Source organism: Polaromonas sp. SP1, assembly GCF_003711205.1.
Classification (GTDB): domain Bacteria; phylum Pseudomonadota; class Gammaproteobacteria; order Burkholderiales; family Burkholderiaceae_C; genus Polaromonas.
In genome coordinates this window covers 27,897-44,589 of the sequence record NZ_CP031013.1, presented here as the reverse complement: position 1 = coordinate 44,589, position 16,693 = coordinate 27,897, and the positions used below count along the sequence as shown (strand labels likewise).

The window sequence follows — 16,693 nt, the reverse complement described above, 5'->3', positions numbered from 1 at the left end:
ATGAAGGGCGAAGATACCTGCGCGTCAGTGGCTTGTCTTGGAAGATTGCGCAATGCCGTGCTGCACAAAAGCGGTGGGCGAGAGCCCGCACAGGGCGCGGAATTCGTTGGCCAGGTGCGCCTGGTCGTAAAAGCCGGCTTCCACTGCCACGTCGGCCCACGCCGGGCCCTGTTGCCGGCGGATCAGGCGCAAGCAGGTGTGCAGGCGCGAGAGCCGGGCCCAGGCGCGAAATGACATGCCGATATGCTCAAAAAACAGTTGCTGCAGCCGGCGTTCACCGACGTTGACCGCCTCCGCCACCTGACGAAGCGGCAGGCGTCCCGCGGCGTGTGACACCAGGTGCGCGGCGTGGCTTGCTCTTTGCTGGTTGAGTGTGGCCTCGCCGGAAATCCGCCGTTGCAGCGCGGCCGTCAAAAGCGCGACCCGCGCGGCATCGTCCTGGGTGCTCGCCATCTGTTCGATCAACGCGCAAGCGTCCTGGCCCCACAGTGCGTCCAGCGATACGGCGCTGTTCTCGATTGCCCCGGCGGGCATGCCCAGCACCGCGGCAGCGGCGCCAGGGCGCAAAGCCAGCGACACGCCCTCCAGCCGGCCGCCCAGCTGCAGCACGGTGGGCGCTGCCGAAGCGCCCGCCACACGCATAGCCGGGCCTGCGGAGGCACCAGCGGATGGCACCTCGGCAAAATCAAACATCAGGCGCACGGCGCCATCCGGAAGAACGCGCTCCGTCAGCGTTTGCCCTTGCGGCAGTGTTTCGCGGTAAGACAGGATTTGTGAAACATGGCCGCGCATGGATCCGGCGACCGGGAAACTTTTGAGCGTGCCGGCGGGCACGGTGGTCTCCGGGCCGCAGGTGGCGTCGCCGGCAAGGCGCAGAAAGAGGCGTTCTTTCATGGTGAGCCTTATCGTAGCGGCTGGCTGCCCTGCCGCAACCCGAAGGTGAAAGCGGATGCAAAATGCGGCGTGGGCGGCCCGGCGTGCACCAGCAGGCCAGCTGAAAAATTTTGATCAAATGAGGCTGCAGCCAAGATGCAGCATGGGCTTTCAGCGATCAATTCAGGAGCATATTCATGGCCGACGGGTTTTCAGGCAATTACCGCTTTCTGGCCCGCTACAACCGCTGGATGAACGGCAAGCTGTATGAAGCGAGTGAGGCCTTGACGGACGAGGCCCGCAAGCAGGATCGCGGTGCGTTTTTCGGCTCCCTGCATCACACGCTCAACCACCTGGTGGTGGCAGACCAGGTCTGGCTCAAACGCTTTGCGAAGTGCGGCGCCGACAATGGCATGCCCTTCCCGTCGCTGGGCGCCGATGTTCTGGACTTGCCCGATGCCTACACGCTGGACATGGTGCTGTTTGAGGATTGGTCCGGCTTGAAAACCAAGCGGGAGCGGCTTGACGCCGCGATCGAGCAGTGGACGGCGGACATGCCCGAGGCCTATCCGCAGCTCACCATGCGCTACGGCAATTCAAAAGGGGTGCAGCGCGAACATGCGGCCTGGATGGCGATCACCCATTTCTTTAACCACCAGACCCATCACCGGGGCCAGGTGACCACGCTGATCACGCAGGCGGGCGGCACGGTGGGTGTGACGGACCTCATCGCACTGGTTTGATGACGCACCCTTGGTGCTATTGTTTTGATAGCTATAAACCCATGTTCCATATGGGCTAGAGCCGTAAAACACCTGAAATTATTCTGGGGAACGTAAAAAACCCGCCAGGAGGCGGGTTTTGCGGTATCGGCGTACTGGGCTTACTTCCTGGCTGCGCTGGCAGCGGGTTTGGCAACTGCTGGAGTGGCCGTTGCCGTTGGGGCGGCTGGTTTGGCTTGGGCTTTTTTCTCTTCTGCCCTGGCAGCAGGTTTCTCTTTTTTCTTTTTGGCTGGCGGCTTTGTGGCGACGAAACTGGAGCCGTCGACTGTCATGCCCTGGGCGGAGAACTTGGCGGCATTGCCTTCCCCGACATTGTTGACGCGCTCAATCAAATTGTCCCAGTCCTTGAAGTTGCCACCCCTTTTGCGTTCTTCAAGGATCTTGCCGGAGATGGCGGGGCCGATGCCCTTGATGCCGTCCAGCTCGGCGGCCGTGGCCTTGTTGACGTCGACAGCGGCAAACGACGCCGCCATGTACATGGCCGCAATAAAGGCCAGCAATTTTTTAAACATGAAAGAACTCCCTGATGATTGGATTAATTGGATTGAACTGACTTGAAAAATTGGCCCATCCTTGTGAACAGGGATGGGCCAGATTTATAACGGCCTGGTTCAATCGAGGTTGACCCTCAGCGGAGTTTTGGGCGCGCGAACGCGCCGGGGATTCAGCCCTTGGTGGCGTTCAACCACTGCATGTAAGCAGTCACACCCGTTTGCACATCGGCAAAGGCATGGTCGCAACCCGCAGCGCGCAAGGCGCCGAGGTCGGCCTGGGTGTAGCTCTGGTATTTGCCCACCAGTGCAGGCGGGAAGTCGATGTAGTCGATCAGCCCGCCGCGCGCGGCGTCTTCCAGGCTCAGGGCCGCGGCGTTCTGGCCCTTGCGCAAGGTGTTCACGACGGCGATGGCCACGTCGTTGAAAGGCTGCGCCTTGCCGGTGCCGAGGTTGAAGATGCCGGACTTCTCTGGGTGGTCGAGGAACCAGAGGTTCACGGCAACCACATCGTCGATGAAGACGAAGTCGCGCATCTGGCCGCCGGGGCCGTAGCCGCCGTATTCGCCAAACAGCTTGACCTTGCCTTCGGCCTGGAACTGGTTGAACTGGTGGAAGGCGACGCTGGCCATGCGGCCCTTGTGCTGCTCACGCGGGCCATAGACATTGAAGTACCTGAAGCCGGCCACCTGCGTGGCGGTGCCTTCAAATTTGGCGCCGAGTTCACGGCGCAGGCGCTGGTCAAACAGCAGCTTGGAGTAGCCGTAGACGTTCAGCGGTTTTTCGAACTCGGGGGATTCACGGAAAGTGTCCGAGCCGCCGTAAGTCGCCGCGGAAGACGCATAGATCAGGCGTGTGCCCTGGTCCTGGCAGGCATGGAACAGCTCGCACGACAGCGTGTAGTTGTTGTCCATCATGTACTTGCCGTCAAGCTCCATGGTGTCGCTGCAGGCACCCTCGTGGAAGACGGCCTCGACCTGGCCGTAAGCGCCTTCGGCAAAGAGGTCGTAGAAGTCGTCGGCGTCGACATAGTCGGCAATCTGCAGGTCGGCCAGGTTGCGGAATTTGTCGCCGTGGGTCAGGTCGTCGACGGCGATGATGTCGTCGATGCCGCGGGCGTTGAGACCCTTGATGATGTTGCTGCCGATGAAGCCGGCCGCGCCGGTGACTACGATTTTCATGATGGGTCCTTGATTGGGGGGGCGCGGTGGTCAGTGCGCGGCGAACAGCTCGCCGTAGTTCACGGTGGCGGTACCGAACTTGCCCACCACAATGCCGCCGGCGCGGTTGGCGATGGGCACGGCGTCGCGCAGGCTCATGCCGGTGGCGGTCATGGCGGCGAGGGTGGCGATCACGGTGTCGCCCGCACCGGTGACATCAAACACTTCACGCGCGACGGCGGGCACATTCAGCTCGCCATCCGCGTCAAACAGCGTCATGCCTTCTTCGCTGCGCGTCAGCAGCAAGGCGTCGAGGTTGAGCGAGGTACGCAGGTTGTGGGCCTTGGTGCGCAGCTCGGCTTCGCTGCTCCAGGTGCCGATCACGTGTTCGAGCTCGGCACGGTTGGGCGTGATGACGCTGGCGTTTTTGTAGCGCGCGTAGTCGGAGCCTTTCGGGTCTACCAGCACGACTTTGCCCGCGGCGCGCGCCTGGGCGATCATCAACACGATGTGCGCCAGGCCGCCCTTGCCGTAGTCGGAGAACAGCACCGCGTCATGCTGCAGGTGCAGCTTCTCGAAGGTGGCGGACTGGGAAGCCAGCACTTCGTTTTCAGGCGTGTTTTCAAAATCGAGGCGGATGAGCTGCTGCTGGCGGCCGATGACGCGCAGTTTCACGGTCGTCTTGAGTTGTGCATCGCGGCCGAAGTAAGGCGCGATGCCGGTCTTGGCGACCAGCGCTTCCAGCTGGTGGCTGGCTTCATCGTCGCCCACCACGGTCAGCAAAGAGGCTTGTGCGCCCAAGGTGACGATGTTGTAGGCCACGTTGGCCGCTGCCCCTATGCGCTCTTCGGTTCGCGTCACGCGCACCACAGGCACAGGCGCCTCGGGAGATATCCGGTCCACCGCGCCGTACCAGTAGCGGTCCAGCATGGCGTCACCGACGACCAGGACGCGGGCCTTACCGATTTGTTCAGGGGATAGTTTTGCTGCTGTTGTCATGCTTTGCTTGTTCTAAACGGCTCAACGTCGACTAACGAATTCTTTCTTTACCAGCAGACACCACGGAACCGGCTTTGCCGGGCCGAAGGTGTCGCCCCCTGCAAGGGGGAAGGCGGAGCGAAGCGTAGCCATGGGGGTATTTACAACTCTTCGATTCGGCGCGTCGGGTAGCTGTCCCAGGCCTGGCAGCCCGGGCAGTGCCAGAAATGCTGGGTGGCCTCAAAACCGCAAGCCGCACAGCGGTAACGCATCAGGGGTTTGGTCGCCTGGCCCAGCGCGCGTTGCACCAGCGTGTGGTGGTGCTCGTCCTGCAGCTTTTCGCCGTCTATCCACTTGCCGGCGGCCACCAAAGACGCCTGGCGCTCCATATGCCTGGCATACCACTGGCGTGCGGATGCGGGGTCTTCCTCGAGTTTGACAATGGCCTCGACCACGTCGATGGACGGCATGTTGGCGTAGCTGGTTTTCAGCAGCTCGAGGGCAGCCGCCTTTTGGCCGCTGACCTGCGCGATGTTGGCCAGCAAGCCTGCGGCCAGCGGCAAACCCTGGGGTGCAAGCTCTTCCAGCTTGAGCAGTGTCTTCAAGGCGTCTTCAGACCGGCCGAGCTGGTTTTGCAGCTTGGCCAGGTCAATCAGAGGTCGCGCCGCGGCGGGCGCCATGGCGACGGCTTCGCGCAGGTCGCTGAGCGCCTTGCCGGTGTCGCCCGATGCGATGGAGGCGCCGGCCTGTTCGCACAGGTAATGTGCCTGGCGGGTGCTGAAGCTGCCGTGGCTGGAGGTGCCCAGCCTTGCGGCGATTTCGGTGGCGTTGGCCCAGTCGCGCGAGCGTTCGTAAATGGACAGCAGCGCCAGCCGCGCCTCTTCTTCAAACGGCGTGCCTTCCAGCTTGCGCAAGGCGATCTCGGCGCGGTCCAGCAAGCCGGCCTTGAGGAAGTCCAGCGCCAGTGCGTGCTGCGCGCGGTCGCGCTCGGGCTGCGTGAGGTCGCCGCGCGACATCAGGTGCTCGTGCACACGCACGGCGCGCTCGTATTCACCGCGGCGGCGAAACAGGTTGCCCAGGGCGAAATGCAACTCGGAGGTGTCGGGATCGTTTTGTACGGCTTCGATAAAGGCATCGATGGCCTGGTCCTGCTGCTCGTTGAGCAGGAAATTCAGGCCTTTGAAATAGGCCTTGGGCGCCTGGCGGTTTTCGATGCGCAGTTGCCGCAAGTCCAGCCTCGAAGCGAGCCAGCCCAGCGTGAAAGCAATCGGGAAACCAAGCAGGACCCAGGTGAAATCAAATTCCATGGTGGAGCGTAGAGGGGTCGTCGGTCACGGTATGGGGGCCGCCGGATGCGTGTTTGGCGGCTTTGCGTTTCTTCCACCAGCGCGGCATCATCACAAAGATGCCGAGCGCCAGCCCGCAGGCGAAGGCCGCCAGAACAACGAGCACCAAAGGCGCCTGCCACATGGTGCCAAAAAAGAAATACACCGAAACCGTCTGCTGGTTATTCAGTGCAAAAGCAAACAGGGTAAAAAAAATGGCTGCCTTGAGCAGCCACATGAGGTATTTCACTGGAAGATCCCCCGTAGTGGTCTGGCGATTGTAGCCAGCCCACCGTGGAGCAACAGGAAGTACTTACTTGGATTTACTTGGGTTCGGTGACCGCCAGCAACTCTTGGGTCCGGGCATCGACGGCTTCGCGCAATGCTTTTCCGGGCTTGAAATGCGGCACCCGTTTTTCCGGGATGGCCACGCTTTCGCCGGACCGCGGGTTGCGCCCCATGCGGGGCGGGCGGCGGTTGATGGAGAAGCTGCCGAAACCCCTGATTTCAATCCGGTGGCCGCGCACCAGCGCGTCGCTCATGGCGTCAAGAATCGTCTTGACGGCATATTCGGCGTCGCGGTGTGTCAGCTGGCTGAATCGGGCCGCCAGTTCTTCAACAAGGTCGCTTCGGGTCATAGGTGCAAAAGTAGCTGTACAGCGATGCGATCCGCCTGGGGCGCATCACACCGCCATACGGTTGCCTTCTTACTTCTCGTTGTTGTCCAGCTTGGCGCGCAGCAGTGCGCCCAGGCTGGTCGTGCCGGCGTTTTCACGCGAGGACTGCTGGCTCAGGTTAGCCATGGCTTCCTGCTGGTCAGCGTTGTCCTTGGCCTTGACCGACAGCTGGATGTTGCGGGTCTTGCGATCCACGTTCACCACGACTGCGGACACTTCGTCGCCTTCTTTCAGCACGTTGCGCGCGTCTTCAACGCGGTCACGGCTGATTTCGCTGGCGCGCAGGTAGCCAATGATGTCTTCGCCCAGGTCGATCTCGGCGCCCTTGGCGTCAACAGTCTTGACCTTGCCGGTCACGATCGCGCCCTTGTCGTTGATCGACACGAACGTGGTGAACGGATCGGAATCCAGCTGCTTGATGCCCAGGGAGATGCGCTCGCGGTCGACGTCGACAGCCAGCACGATCGCTTCGACTTCCTGGCCCTTTTTGTAGTTACGGACTGCGGCTTCGCCGGGTTCGTTCCACGAGAGGTCGGACAGGTGCACCAGGCCGTCGATACCGGCAGCCAGGCCCACAAAGACGCCGAAGTCGGTGATCGACTTGATCGGGCCCTTGACGCGGTCGCCGCGCTTGGTTTCCTGTGCGAACTCTTGCCATGGGTTGGCCTTGCACTGCTTCATGCCCAGGCTGATGCGGCGCTTGTCTTCGTCGATCTCGAGGACCATGACTTCGACTTCGTCGCCCAGCGCCACGAGCTTGCTCGGGGCCACGTTCTTGTTGGTCCAGTCCATTTCGGACACGTGGACCAGACCTTCGATGCCGGGTTCGAGTTCCACAAACGCGCCGTAGTCGGCGATGTTGGTGATCTTGCCGAACAGGCGCGTGCCTTGCGGGTAGCGGCGGTTCACGCCCATCCATGGGTCGTCGCCCATTTGCTTCAGACCCAGCGAGACACGGTTCTTTTCGGTGTCGAACTTCAGGATCTTGGCAACGATTTCCTGGCCGGCCGTCACCACTTCGCTTGGGTGACGCACGCGGCGCCATGCCATGTCGGTGATGTGCAGCAGGCCGTCGATGCCGCCGAGGTCAACGAACGCACCGTATTCGGTGATGTTCTTGACGACGCCCTTGACGGCAGTGCCTTCTTTCAGGGTTTCCATCAGCTTGGCGCGTTCTTCGCCCATCGATGCTTCGACAACGGCGCGGCGGCTCAGAACCACGTTGTTGCGCTTGCGGTCGAGCTTGATGACCTTGAATTCCATGGTCTTGTTCTCGTACGGAGACAAGTCCTTGATGGGGCGGGTGTCGATGAGCGAGCCGGGCAGGAAGGCGCGGATGCCGTTGACGAGGACGGTGAGGCCGCCCTTGACTTTGCCGCTGGTCTGACCGGTGACGAATTCGCCGGATTCCAGGGCTTTTTCCAGGCTCATCCACGAAGCCAGGCGCTTGGCCTTGTCGCGCGACAGCAGGGTGTCGCCGTAGCCGTTTTCGACGGAGTCGATGGCGACGGAAACGAAATCTCCGACCTGGACTTCGAGTTCGCCCTGGTCGTTCTTGAATTCTTCGAGCGGCACATAGGCCTCGGACTTCAGTCCGGCGTTGACGACGACATGGTTGTGGTCGATACGAACGACTTCAGCGGTGATGACTTCACCGGTGCGCATTTCAGAGCGCTGGAGCGATTCGTTAAATAGATCGGCAAAAGATTCAGACATGATTTTCCTAGTCCACACAACAGGGTTCCAATAGCGGGATTGCTATTGTTTTTATAGCTGCATGCGGCGGTTTTGTGCGGTCAAACGTCGAATAAGACCGCGGGTTACGTTAATGAACCTGCTCACCATGCGCAGGGTGCGCGTCGGGGGTCAGAAGGGCCGGGTGCCTTGCCACCAGTCAAGCACCTGCTTTACCGATTCTTCAATCGACAAATAGGAGTTGTCCAGGGGGCGGGCGTCATCAGCAGGTTTTAAAGGGGCGGCTTTTCGCGACGAATCGCGGGCATCGCGTGCCTCTAAATCTTGCTGAATTGCGGCTATTGTAGCCGAATTTCCCTTTGAAATCAACTGCTTATGCCGGCGTTCGGCCCGGTGCAGGGCGCTGGCCGTCAGGAAGATTTTGAGTGGCGCCGCCGGAAAAATGACAGTTCCCATGTCCCGGCCGTCGGCGACCAGGCCGGGCAGGCGCCGAAAGCTGTGCTGCAGCTCCAGCAGGGCCGCCCGGACTTCCGGATGGGCCGATACCCGGGAGGCCGCCATGCCCGCGGCCTCGGTGCGAATGGCGTCGGAAACGTCGTCGGCGCCGAGGAAGATGCGGTCGCCCTGAAAACGCACCGGCATGGTGCGGGCCACGCCAGCGACGCCGGCGCCGTCGTCCAGCGAGATGCCGGCCAGCGAGGCGGCGTGGGCGCTCAACCGGTACAGGGCGCCGGAATCCAGGTAGTGGTAGCCCAGCCGGTGCGCCGCCTGGGACGCCAGCGTTCCCTTGCCGGACGCGGTCGGGCCGTCGATGCAGATGACCGGGATATGGGCAGTTTCGGCTTCGGCCACTTCAAACAATGTCTCGAAGTAGTCCGGGAAGGTTTTGGCCACGCATTTCGGGTCAAGAATCCGCACTGGTAACTGGGCCGGGTTGAAGGCGGCCAGCGAAAAGCACATGGCGATGCGGTGGTCGTCGTAGGTATGGATGGCCGCGGCCTTCCACCGGTCGGGCGGGGTGACCTTGAGGTAGTCGGCGCCTTCTTCGACCGTGGCGCCCAGTTTTTGCAGCTCGCAGGCCATGGCGGCGATGCGGTCGGTTTCCTTGACGCGCCAGCTGGCGATGTTGCGCAAGGTGGTGGTGCCGTCGGCATACAGCGCCATGGCGGCCAGCGTCATGGCGGCGTCGGGGATGTGGTTGCAGTCCAGGTCAATGGCCTTGAGCGGCCATGAACCCCGCGAAATGCGCAGCGAGTTCGGCGTGCTTTCGATCTGCGCGCCCATCATCCGGGCCGCCTCGACAAAGCGGATGTCGCCCTGGATGGAGTCGGCGCCCACCCCCAGGATTTCTATGTGTTTTTGGCCTCCAGCCGGCGTCGCTATTGCACCTAGTGCTATGAAATAGCTAGCAGATGAGGCGTCGCCTTCAACATGGATGTCGCCCGGCGACTGGTACTGGCTGCCGGCAGGAATCGTAAACCGCTCCCAGCCCTGGCGTTGCACATCGATGCCGAAGCGCTGAAGCAGCTTGAGGGTGATTTCGATATAGGGCCGGGAAATCAGCTCGCCCACCACGTCAATGTGGATGTCGCGGCTGGCGACCAGCGGCAAGGCCATCAGCAGGGCCGTGAGGAACTGGCTGGAAACGTCGCCGCGCACCTTGATGGGCTCATCCAGCTTCAACTGGCCCGGCCGCAGTTTGAGAGGGGGGAAGCCTTCGTTGCCCAGGTAATCGATGGCGCAGCCCAGCTGGCGGAGCGCATCGACCAGGTCGCCGATGGGCCTTTCGTGCATGCGCGGAACGCCGGAGAGCTCGAACTCTCCGCCCAGCAGGGCGAGGGCGGCGGTCAGCGGGCGCATGGCCGTGCCGGCATTGCCCATGAAGAGCTTGGCCGGCGTCTGCACGGGGCGCCCACCCAGGCCGGCGATCACGGCCGTATTTGCGTCCTGCCTGACAGTGCAGCCGAGCTGCCGCAGTGCGGTCAGCATCACAGCCGTGTCGTCCGAGGCCAGCAGGTCATGGACGGTGGTTTCGCCGTGGCTCAGGGCCGCCAGCAGCAGGACGCGGTTGGAAATGCTTTTGGAGCCGGGCAGGCGAACGGCGCCGCCCGCTCTGCTCAGTGGCGGAAGATCCAGGAACTCGGTATCGAACATGGATCGCGGTTTATTTGTGCGATTTCTGTGAAGAGATCCGCCAGGTGGCGCGGGTTTCGCTGGCCTTTTCGATCAGCGCTTCCAGGACGTCGCCGCTGCTGGTGGAAATCAGTTGCTCAAGAGACTGCAGGGTTTCCTGGAAGATTTTCGACTGCGCCAGCAGTTCTTCGCGGTTGGCGATCAGGATGTCGCGCCACATCTTCGGGTCGCTGGCTGCGATGCGCGTGAAGTCCCGAAAGCCCGGGCCGGCCAGCGACATGTAGTCTCTGCCGTGCTCCTGCCCGGTGATGCCGTTGATCAATGCAAAGGCAATCAGGTGGGGGAGGTGGCTGACGGCTGCGTAGGCGGCGTCATGGGCCTGCGGCGACATCTTGAGGACATGGCAGCCGAGGGCCGTCCACAGGTCGGTGGCTTTTTGAAGCTGGACGGTGAAGGTGCGCTCAATCGGCGTCAGGATGACCTGCTTGCCGGCGTACAGGTCCACGTCGGCATGTTCAACACCCGAGACTTCCTTGCCGGTTATGGGGTGGCAAGGCACAAAAGAGCCGACGTTGTCGCGCAGAACACGCCGCGCGGCATCGACCACATCGCGCTTGGTCGAGCCCACATCCATGATCAGCGTGTTGGGGCCGACAAGGTGCCGGATGGCCTTGAAAGTCGCTTCCGTGGCCGACACCGGCACGGCGAGCAACACGATATCCGCCCCTGAGACCGCCAGCAATGCCGAGGGCGCCTCCACGTCGATCACGCCCATCTGGCGCGCACGCTCGGTCGTGGACGGGGATTTGCTGTAACCGACGACGCGCTTGACCAGGCCAGCGCGCTTGAGCGCCAGCGCAAAAGAGCCACCCATCAGGCCGCATCCAATGAGACCCAATTGTTCAAACATGTCGTGATACCAAAGGTTGTGTGAATCGTTGCATTAATCGCTGACGGGGTAGGTTCCGAGGACCTTGTAGAAGGCGCACAGTTGCTGGAGGTCGGCCAGCGCCGCTTTGACATGGTCCTGCGACGGATGCCCCTGCAGGTCGATATAAAAATAGTACTCCCACTGCCCTGAGCGCGCCGGGCGCGATTCAAAGCGGGTCATGGAGACGCCGTGGGCTTTGAGCGGCATGAGGATGTCATGCACGGCGCCCGGACGGTTGGGCACCGACACCACGAGGCTGACGCAATCCTTGCCGGAAGCCGGTGGCGAGGGCAGCGTCTGCGGCAGGCATACCACCGCAAAACGCGTGCGATTAAACGCATCGTCCTGGATGGCGTGGGCTGCCGTATACAGGCCGAACTGCGTGGCAGCGCGGTCGCTCGCGATGCCCGCCCAGGCGGGGTTGGTGGTGGCCAAGCGCGCGCCTTCGGCATTGCTGGAGGCGGTGCGGCGGTCTACTTGGGGTAAATGCGTGGTCAGCCATCCCTGGCATTGCGCCAGCGCCTGAGGGTGCGCATAGACGGCTTCGATGCCTTCGAGGGATTCCGAGAGGCGCAACAGGTTGTGGCGCACCATCAGGCTGATTTCGCCCACGATGTGCAGGGGCGAATTCAGAAACAGGTCGAGCGAACGCGACACCACGCCTTCGGTGGAATTTTCAACCGGAACCACGCCGTAGCTGGCGCTGCCGGCCCCTGTGGAGCGAAAGACTTCGTCGATGCTGATGCACGGGACGTGTTCGATGCTGGCGCCAAAGAACTGCAAGGCAGCCTGTTCGCTGAAAGTACCGGCAGGGCCCAGGTACGCGACCCGCACGGGAGACTCAAGGGCCAGGCAGGCCGACATGATTTCACGCCAGACAGCCGCGACGTGTTCGTTTTTGAGCGGGCCCTGGTTGGCCTGCTGGATCTGTTCAATGACCTGTGCGACGCGGTCAGGGCGAAAGAAGGGGGTACCTTCACGCTTTTTGACTTCCCCGACCTGTTCGGCCACCTGGGCGCGGCGGTTCAGCAGGGTGAGCAGTTCCCTGTCCAGGGCGTCGATCTGGACGCGTAAATCAGCAAGGTTGGCAGTCATATCAGCGGCCGCCCGGCCACCCGAACAGCACTGAACACCCACTCAGGGGCGGCGAACGAGGTGAACATGGGGGTATTTAATCCTAGGCGTGTTTTTCTTCGAATTCTCGCATGTACGCCACCAACGCCTGCACGCCGGCTAGCGGCATGGCGTTGTAAATGCTGGCGCGCATGCCGCCTACGGACTTGTGTCCCTTGAGCTGCAGAAGGCCCCGGGCCTTGGCGCCAGCCAGAAACGCGTCGTTGCGCGATTCGTCGCGCAGGAAGAACGGCACGTTCATGCGTGAGCGGCAGTCCTTGCCCACCTTGTTCAGGTAGAGCTGCGAGCCGTCAATGGCGTTGTAAAGCAGCTCTGCCTTGGCGAGATTGCGCTTTTCCATGGCGGCAATGCCGCTTGCGCCGCCTTCTGTCTGGCGCTTGAGCCATTGAAAGGTAAGGCCCGCGACATAGATCGCATAAGTCGGCGGCGTGTTGTACATGGACTGGTTGTCTGCCACCGTCTTGTAGTCAAAGGCGCTGGGGCATGCCGCCATGGCATGACCTATCAGGTCTTCCCGAATCACCACTAGCGTGACTCCGGCGGTGCCGAGGTTTTTCTGCGCCCCGCCGAAGGCCAGGCCCACGCGGGACCAGTCAACAGGCCTGGACGCCACGTGGGAAGAAAAATCAGTCACCAGGGGGGCGTCGCTGCCCAACGCCTTGAGATCCGGCAGGCCCTGAAACTCCACGCCGTGGATGGTTTCGTTGGTGCACAGGTGCACATAGGCTGCATCGGACCGCAACTGCCAGCTGGAAGGCTCGGGCAGAAGGGTATGCCCGTTTTCTGCGTTGCTGGCGGCAATCTGCACATTGCAGTATTTGCGGGCTTCTTTTTGCGACTTGTCGCTCCAGCTGCCGGTCACCACAAAATCGGCGGAATGTCCGCGTGAAAGATTCAGCGGAACGATGGCGTTCTCAGCCAGACCGCCGCCTTGCATGAAGAGAATTTTGAAGTGGGCTGGAACCGCCATGAGTTCGCGAAAATCAGCTTCGGCGGCTTCATAAATGGAGATGAACTCCTTGCCGCGATGGCTCATCTCCATCACGCTCATGCCGCTACCGTGCCAGTCCAGCATTTCGTCCGCCGCCTGTCGCAGAACCTCCTCGGGGAGGTTGGCCGGGCCGGGGGAAAAGTTGAAGGGCCGGGTCATTTCTTCGCGGGTGGCTTGGCCGCTCCTGGGGCCGGGCCGGCACCGACGATTTTCACTGCGGCGTCGTCGAATTGCTTGATGCGTGCAACGACATCGGCGCGGGAAGCATCGACCAGTTTTTGCACAAAGAGACTTCCCAATTCCGGCGCGGCAGCCTGGTATTTTTTGACGGCGGGGGATTCAAAGAAGGCAGCGAGCTGCTGCAGTTCTTCCGCCGTGAAGCGCTCCGCATAGGCGGGCACCAGCGACTCGGCGCTGACCTTGCTGACCTGTTTGCTGATCAGCTTGCCGGCGTCGTCGGCATATTTCTTGAGTTCGGCATTGAGGTCTTCCGAGGCCTTTTGCTGCTTGGCCTTGGGAACGTTGGCCTCCAGCTGGGGGCCCCATTTGACGATCAGGTCCTGGGCCGTGCTGCCTGCAAGCTGGCTGACCAGCCGGTCAAGCTCGGGTCCCTGCTGCAAGGCGACAACTTTTTTTGCCAGCTCGGTTTTGGGGTCTGTCTGGGCATGGACAGTGGCTGCGCAGGCCATGCCGGCGATCGCGATGGCGGTGATCAGTTTTTTCATTAATTGCTTTCCGTGTTGGGGGTGTCTGTGCCGGTGTCGGTTTCTGGGTCGATATCGTCCAGCGTGGCATCGTTTTCGACAATGCGCTGGAGACCGCTTAATTGTGAGCCCTCATCGAGGCCGATCAGCGTAACACCCTGTGTCGCCCTGCCCATCTCACGGATTTCGCTGACGCGTGTGCGAACGAGTACGCCCTTGTCAGTAATCAGCATGATTTCGTCGTCCACGTGGACCAGCGTTGCCGCCACGACCTTGCCGTTGCGCTCGCTCTGCTGGATCGCGATCATGCCTTTGGTGCCGCGGCCGTGGCGTGTGTATTCGGTGATGGAAGTGCGTTTGCCGAAGCCGTTCTGAGTGGCCGTCAGCACGCTTTGCTGCTCGTCCTCGGCTACCAGCATGGCGATGACGCCCTGGCCGTCTTCCAGCGTCATGCCGCGCACGCCGCGGGCGTTGCGGCCCATGGGGCGCACATCGTTTTCGTCAAATCGCACAGCCTTGCCGCCATCACTGAACAGCATCACGTCATGCTTGCCGTCGGTCAGCGACGCGCCGATCAGATAGTCGCCCGCGTCCAGGTCCACGGCGATGATGCCGGCTTTACGCGGGTTGCTGAACTCGTCCAGGGCGGTCTTCTTCACGGTGCCCATGGAGGTGGCCATAAAGACATACTGGTCGGCCGGGAAGCTGCGTTTTTCGCCCGTCAGTGGCAGGACCACGGTGATCTTTTCGCCTTCCTGCAGGGGAAACATGTTGACGATGGGCCGGCCGCGCGAGCCGCGAGAGCCTGCCGGCACCTCCCACACCTTGAGCCAGTACAGGCGGCCGCGGTTGGAAAAGCACAGAATGTAGTCGTGTGTATTGGCGATGAAGAGCTGGTCAACCCAGTCGTCTTCCTTGGTGGCCGTGGCCTGCTTGCCGCGCCCGCCGCGTTTTTGCGCACGGTACTCTGACAGGGGCTGGCTTTTGATATAGCCTGTGTGCGAAAGCGTCACCACCATATCGGTGGGAGTGATCAGGTCTTCGGTGCTGAGGTCGAAGGAGCTGTGTTCGATCTGGCTGCGCCGCGCGCCCAGCTTGGTCTGGCCGAACTCCAGCTTGATTGCGGTGAGTTCTTCGCCAATGATGATGGACACGCGCTCGGGTTTGGCCAGGATGTCGAGCAGGTCGTCGATTTCGGCCATGACTTCCTTGTACTCGGCCACGATCTTGTCCTGCTCAAGACCTGTCAGGCGCTGCAGGCGCATCTGCAGGATTTCCTGGGCCTGCGTTTCCGAGAGGCGGTACAGGCCGTCGCTGCCCATGCCGAAGGCCTTTTCGAGGCCGTCGGGACGGTAGTCGTCTGCGTTGACCACACCGCCGTCGGCGCGCGTGCGCGTGAGCATCTCGCGCACCAGGCTGCTGTCCCAGGGGCGCAGCATCAATTCAGCCTTGGCTACCGGCGGCGTTGGCGCATTGCGGATGATGGCAATGAAGTCGTCAATGTTGGCCAGGGCCACAGCCAGGCCTTCCAGCACGTGACCGCGTTCCCGCGCCTTGCGCAGCGTGAACACCGTGCGGCGTGTCACCACCTCGCGGCGGTGCGACAAAAACACCTGGATCAAATCCTTCAGGTTGCAGAGCTTGGGCTGGCCGTTGACCAGTGCCACCATATTGATGCCGAAGGTGTCCTGCAGCTGGGTCTGCTTGTAGAGGTTGTTCAGCACGACCTCGGGCACTTCACCGCGCTTGAGCTCGATGACCAGGCGCATGCCGGATTTGTCGCTCTCGTCCTGGATGTGGCTGATGCCCTCGATTTTTTTCTCATGCACGAGTTCGGCCATGCGCTCTTGCAGCGTCTTTTTGTTGACCTGGTAGGGGAGCTCGTCAACGATGATGGACTGGCGCTGGCCCTTGTCGATGTCCTCGAAGTGGCATTTGGCGCGCATTACGACCTTGCCGCGGCCGGTGCGGTAGCCGTCCTTGACGCCGTTGATGCCGTAGATGATGCCGCCTGTGGGGAAGTCCGGTGCCGGCACGATCTCCATCAGCTCGTCAATGGAAGCCTCGGGGTTCTTGAGCATATGAAGGCAGGCATCCACCACTTCGTTCAGGTTGTGGGGCGGGATGTTGGTTGCCATACCCACCGCGATGCCGCCGGATCCGTTGACCAGCAGGTTAGGCAGGCGGGTCGGCATGACCAGCGGTTCCTGTTCGCTGCCGTCGTAGTTCGGCCCGAAGTCGACAGTTTCCTTGTCCAGGTCGGCCAGCAGTTCATGGGCGATTTTCGACAGGCGGATTTCCGTGTAACGCATCGCGGCAGCGTTGTCGCCGTCAACCGAACCGAAGTTGCCCTGGCCATCGACCAGCAAGTGGCGCAAGGAAAAATCCTGGGCCATGCGGACGATGGTGTCATAAACCGACTGGTCCCCGTGCGGGTGGTACTTGCCGATCACGTCGCCAACAATACGTGCCGACTTCTTGTAAGGGCGATTCCAGTCGTTGTTCAGCTCATGCATCGCAAACAGCACGCGCCGGTGCACCGGCTTCAGGCCATCCCTTGCATCGGGGAGGGCCCGCCCCACGATGACGCTCATGGCGTAGTCGAGATAGCTTCGCCGCATTTCCTCTTCAAGACTGATGGGCAGGGTTTCTTTAGCGAACTGGGTCATGAGCGGCCTGGTTGGGATTTCGGGATGCTTGAGGGAAGCCCTCAATTTTAAGGCTTGAGTTTATAGTGGCCACTTGTGGCGGGGTAGCAACAAATGCTGAAGAATCTCGAGTCTCTGTCAGACGAAGCCGATACCCCGCTTGATGGTTCA

Annotated in this window: 15 protein-coding genes; 1 reads left to right on the top strand and 14 read right to left on the bottom strand. The window is 61.7% G+C overall.

The annotated features are described in order from the left end of the window. Positions 1 to 24 precede the first annotated feature (24 nt). Positions 25 to 894, bottom strand: a complete 870-nt coding sequence (locus DT070_RS00230; RefSeq protein ID WP_122953595.1) for an AraC family transcriptional regulator — start codon at positions 892 to 894, stop codon at positions 25 to 27. 176 nt (positions 895 to 1,070) lie between these two features. On the opposite strand from DT070_RS00230, the gene DT070_RS00225 reads away from it, so the two are divergent. After that, positions 1,071 to 1,616 carry a DinB family protein gene (locus tag DT070_RS00225; RefSeq protein ID WP_122953594.1) on the top strand — a complete coding sequence of 182 codons (546 nt, stop codon included), beginning with the start codon at positions 1,071 to 1,073 and terminating at the stop codon, positions 1,614 to 1,616. Positions 1,617 to 1,756: 140 nt separating this feature from the next. Here DT070_RS00225 and DT070_RS00220 read toward each other — a convergent pair whose 3' ends face one another. The 13 genes from DT070_RS00220 to gyrA all read right to left on the bottom strand — a co-directional run bounded on the left by DT070_RS00220 (position 1,757) and on the right by gyrA (position 16,543). Further along, positions 1,757 to 2,167: a helix-hairpin-helix domain-containing protein gene (locus DT070_RS00220; protein WP_122953593.1), complete on the bottom strand. Its 411-nt coding sequence runs from the start codon at positions 2,165 to 2,167 to the stop codon at positions 1,757 to 1,759. Between the two features lie 152 nt (positions 2,168 to 2,319). After that, positions 2,320 to 3,327: an ADP-glyceromanno-heptose 6-epimerase gene (gene rfaD / locus DT070_RS00215; protein ID WP_122953592.1), complete on the bottom strand. Its 1,008-nt coding sequence runs from the start codon at positions 3,325 to 3,327 to the stop codon at positions 2,320 to 2,322. Positions 3,328 to 3,357: 30 nt separating this feature from the next. Beyond that, positions 3,358 to 4,305, bottom strand: coding sequence for a D-glycero-beta-D-manno-heptose-7-phosphate kinase (gene rfaE1 / locus DT070_RS00210; protein WP_122953591.1), 948 nt, complete (start codon positions 4,303 to 4,305; stop codon positions 3,358 to 3,360). 140 nt (positions 4,306 to 4,445) lie between these two features. Then, complete coding sequence (gene lapB, locus DT070_RS00205; RefSeq protein WP_122953590.1) at positions 4,446 to 5,591, bottom strand: lipopolysaccharide assembly protein LapB; 1,146 nt, start codon at positions 5,589 to 5,591, stop codon at positions 4,446 to 4,448. Next, positions 5,581 to 5,859, bottom strand: a complete 279-nt coding sequence (locus tag DT070_RS00200) for a lipopolysaccharide assembly LapA domain-containing protein (RefSeq protein WP_122953589.1) — start codon at positions 5,857 to 5,859, stop codon at positions 5,581 to 5,583. The genes lapB and DT070_RS00200 overlap by 11 nt, the downstream gene beginning before the upstream one ends. Before the next feature lie 73 nt (positions 5,860 to 5,932). Then, positions 5,933 to 6,247 (bottom strand): integration host factor subunit beta, encoded by a 315-nt coding sequence (locus DT070_RS00195; protein ID WP_007869491.1) that lies wholly within the window; start codon positions 6,245 to 6,247, stop codon positions 5,933 to 5,935. A 69-nt stretch (positions 6,248 to 6,316) separates the two neighbouring features. After that, a complete protein-coding gene (gene rpsA / locus DT070_RS00190) occupies positions 6,317 to 8,002 on the bottom strand; it encodes a 30S ribosomal protein S1 (RefSeq protein WP_007869489.1) in 1,686 nt (561 codons plus the stop codon). A gap of 150 nt (positions 8,003 to 8,152) precedes the next feature. After that, positions 8,153 to 10,135, bottom strand: coding sequence for a bifunctional 3-phosphoshikimate 1-carboxyvinyltransferase/cytidylate kinase (locus DT070_RS00185; RefSeq protein ID WP_122953588.1), 1,983 nt, complete (start codon positions 10,133 to 10,135; stop codon positions 8,153 to 8,155). A 10-nt stretch (positions 10,136 to 10,145) separates the two neighbouring features. Then, positions 10,146 to 11,024 carry a prephenate dehydrogenase/arogenate dehydrogenase family protein gene (locus tag DT070_RS00180; protein ID WP_122953587.1) on the bottom strand — a complete coding sequence of 293 codons (879 nt, stop codon included), beginning with the start codon at positions 11,022 to 11,024 and terminating at the stop codon, positions 10,146 to 10,148. A gap of 33 nt (positions 11,025 to 11,057) precedes the next feature. Further along, positions 11,058 to 12,140, bottom strand: coding sequence for a prephenate dehydratase (gene pheA, locus DT070_RS00175; protein ID WP_122953586.1), 1,083 nt, complete (start codon positions 12,138 to 12,140; stop codon positions 11,058 to 11,060). Positions 12,141 to 12,222: 82 nt separating this feature from the next. Further along, positions 12,223 to 13,329, bottom strand: a complete 1,107-nt coding sequence (gene serC, locus DT070_RS00170) for a 3-phosphoserine/phosphohydroxythreonine transaminase (protein WP_122953585.1) — start codon at positions 13,327 to 13,329, stop codon at positions 12,223 to 12,225. Further along, on the bottom strand, positions 13,326 to 13,895 hold the full coding sequence (locus tag DT070_RS00165) for a DUF2059 domain-containing protein (RefSeq protein WP_122953584.1): 570 nt from the start codon (positions 13,893 to 13,895) through the stop codon (positions 13,326 to 13,328). The genes serC and DT070_RS00165 overlap by 4 nt, the downstream gene beginning before the upstream one ends. Further along, complete coding sequence (gene gyrA, locus DT070_RS00160) at positions 13,895 to 16,543, bottom strand: DNA gyrase subunit A (RefSeq protein ID WP_122953583.1); 2,649 nt, start codon at positions 16,541 to 16,543, stop codon at positions 13,895 to 13,897. The genes DT070_RS00165 and gyrA overlap by 1 nt, the downstream gene beginning before the upstream one ends. Positions 16,544 to 16,693: the final 150 nt, after the last annotated feature.

Bases quoted from the DNA above. Each gene is read 5' to 3' on its own strand.
- DT070_RS00230 (WP_122953595.1), bottom strand. From the start codon at position 894: ATGAAAGAACGCCTCTTTCTGCGCCTTGCCGGCGACGCCACCTGCGGC.
- DT070_RS00225 (WP_122953594.1), top strand. From the start codon at position 1,071: ATGGCCGACGGGTTTTCAGGCAATTACCGCTTTCTGGCCCGCTACAAC.
- DT070_RS00220 (WP_122953593.1), bottom strand. From the start codon at position 2,167: ATGTTTAAAAAATTGCTGGCCTTTATTGCGGCCATGTACATGGCGGCG.
- rfaD (WP_122953592.1), bottom strand. From the start codon at position 3,327: ATGAAAATCGTAGTCACCGGCGCGGCCGGCTTCATCGGCAGCAACATC.
- rfaE1 (WP_122953591.1), bottom strand. From the start codon at position 4,305: ATGACAACAGCAGCAAAACTATCCCCTGAACAAATCGGTAAGGCCCGC.
- lapB (WP_122953590.1), bottom strand. From the start codon at position 5,591: ATGGAATTTGATTTCACCTGGGTCCTGCTTGGTTTCCCGATTGCTTTC.
- DT070_RS00195 (WP_007869491.1), bottom strand. From the start codon at position 6,247: ATGACCCGAAGCGACCTTGTTGAAGAACTGGCGGCCCGATTCAGCCAG.
- rpsA (WP_007869489.1), bottom strand. From the start codon at position 8,002: ATGTCTGAATCTTTTGCCGATCTATTTAACGAATCGCTCCAGCGCTCT.
- DT070_RS00185 (WP_122953588.1), bottom strand. From the start codon at position 10,135: ATGTTCGATACCGAGTTCCTGGATCTTCCGCCACTGAGCAGAGCGGGC.
- DT070_RS00180 (WP_122953587.1), bottom strand. From the start codon at position 11,024: ATGTTTGAACAATTGGGTCTCATTGGATGCGGCCTGATGGGTGGCTCT.
- pheA (WP_122953586.1), bottom strand. From the start codon at position 12,140: ATGACTGCCAACCTTGCTGATTTACGCGTCCAGATCGACGCCCTGGAC.
- serC (WP_122953585.1), bottom strand. From the start codon at position 13,329: ATGACCCGGCCCTTCAACTTTTCCCCCGGCCCGGCCAACCTCCCCGAG.
- DT070_RS00165 (WP_122953584.1), bottom strand. From the start codon at position 13,895: ATGAAAAAACTGATCACCGCCATCGCGATCGCCGGCATGGCCTGCGCA.
- gyrA (WP_122953583.1), bottom strand. From the start codon at position 16,543: ATGACCCAGTTCGCTAAAGAAACCCTGCCCATCAGTCTTGAAGAGGAA.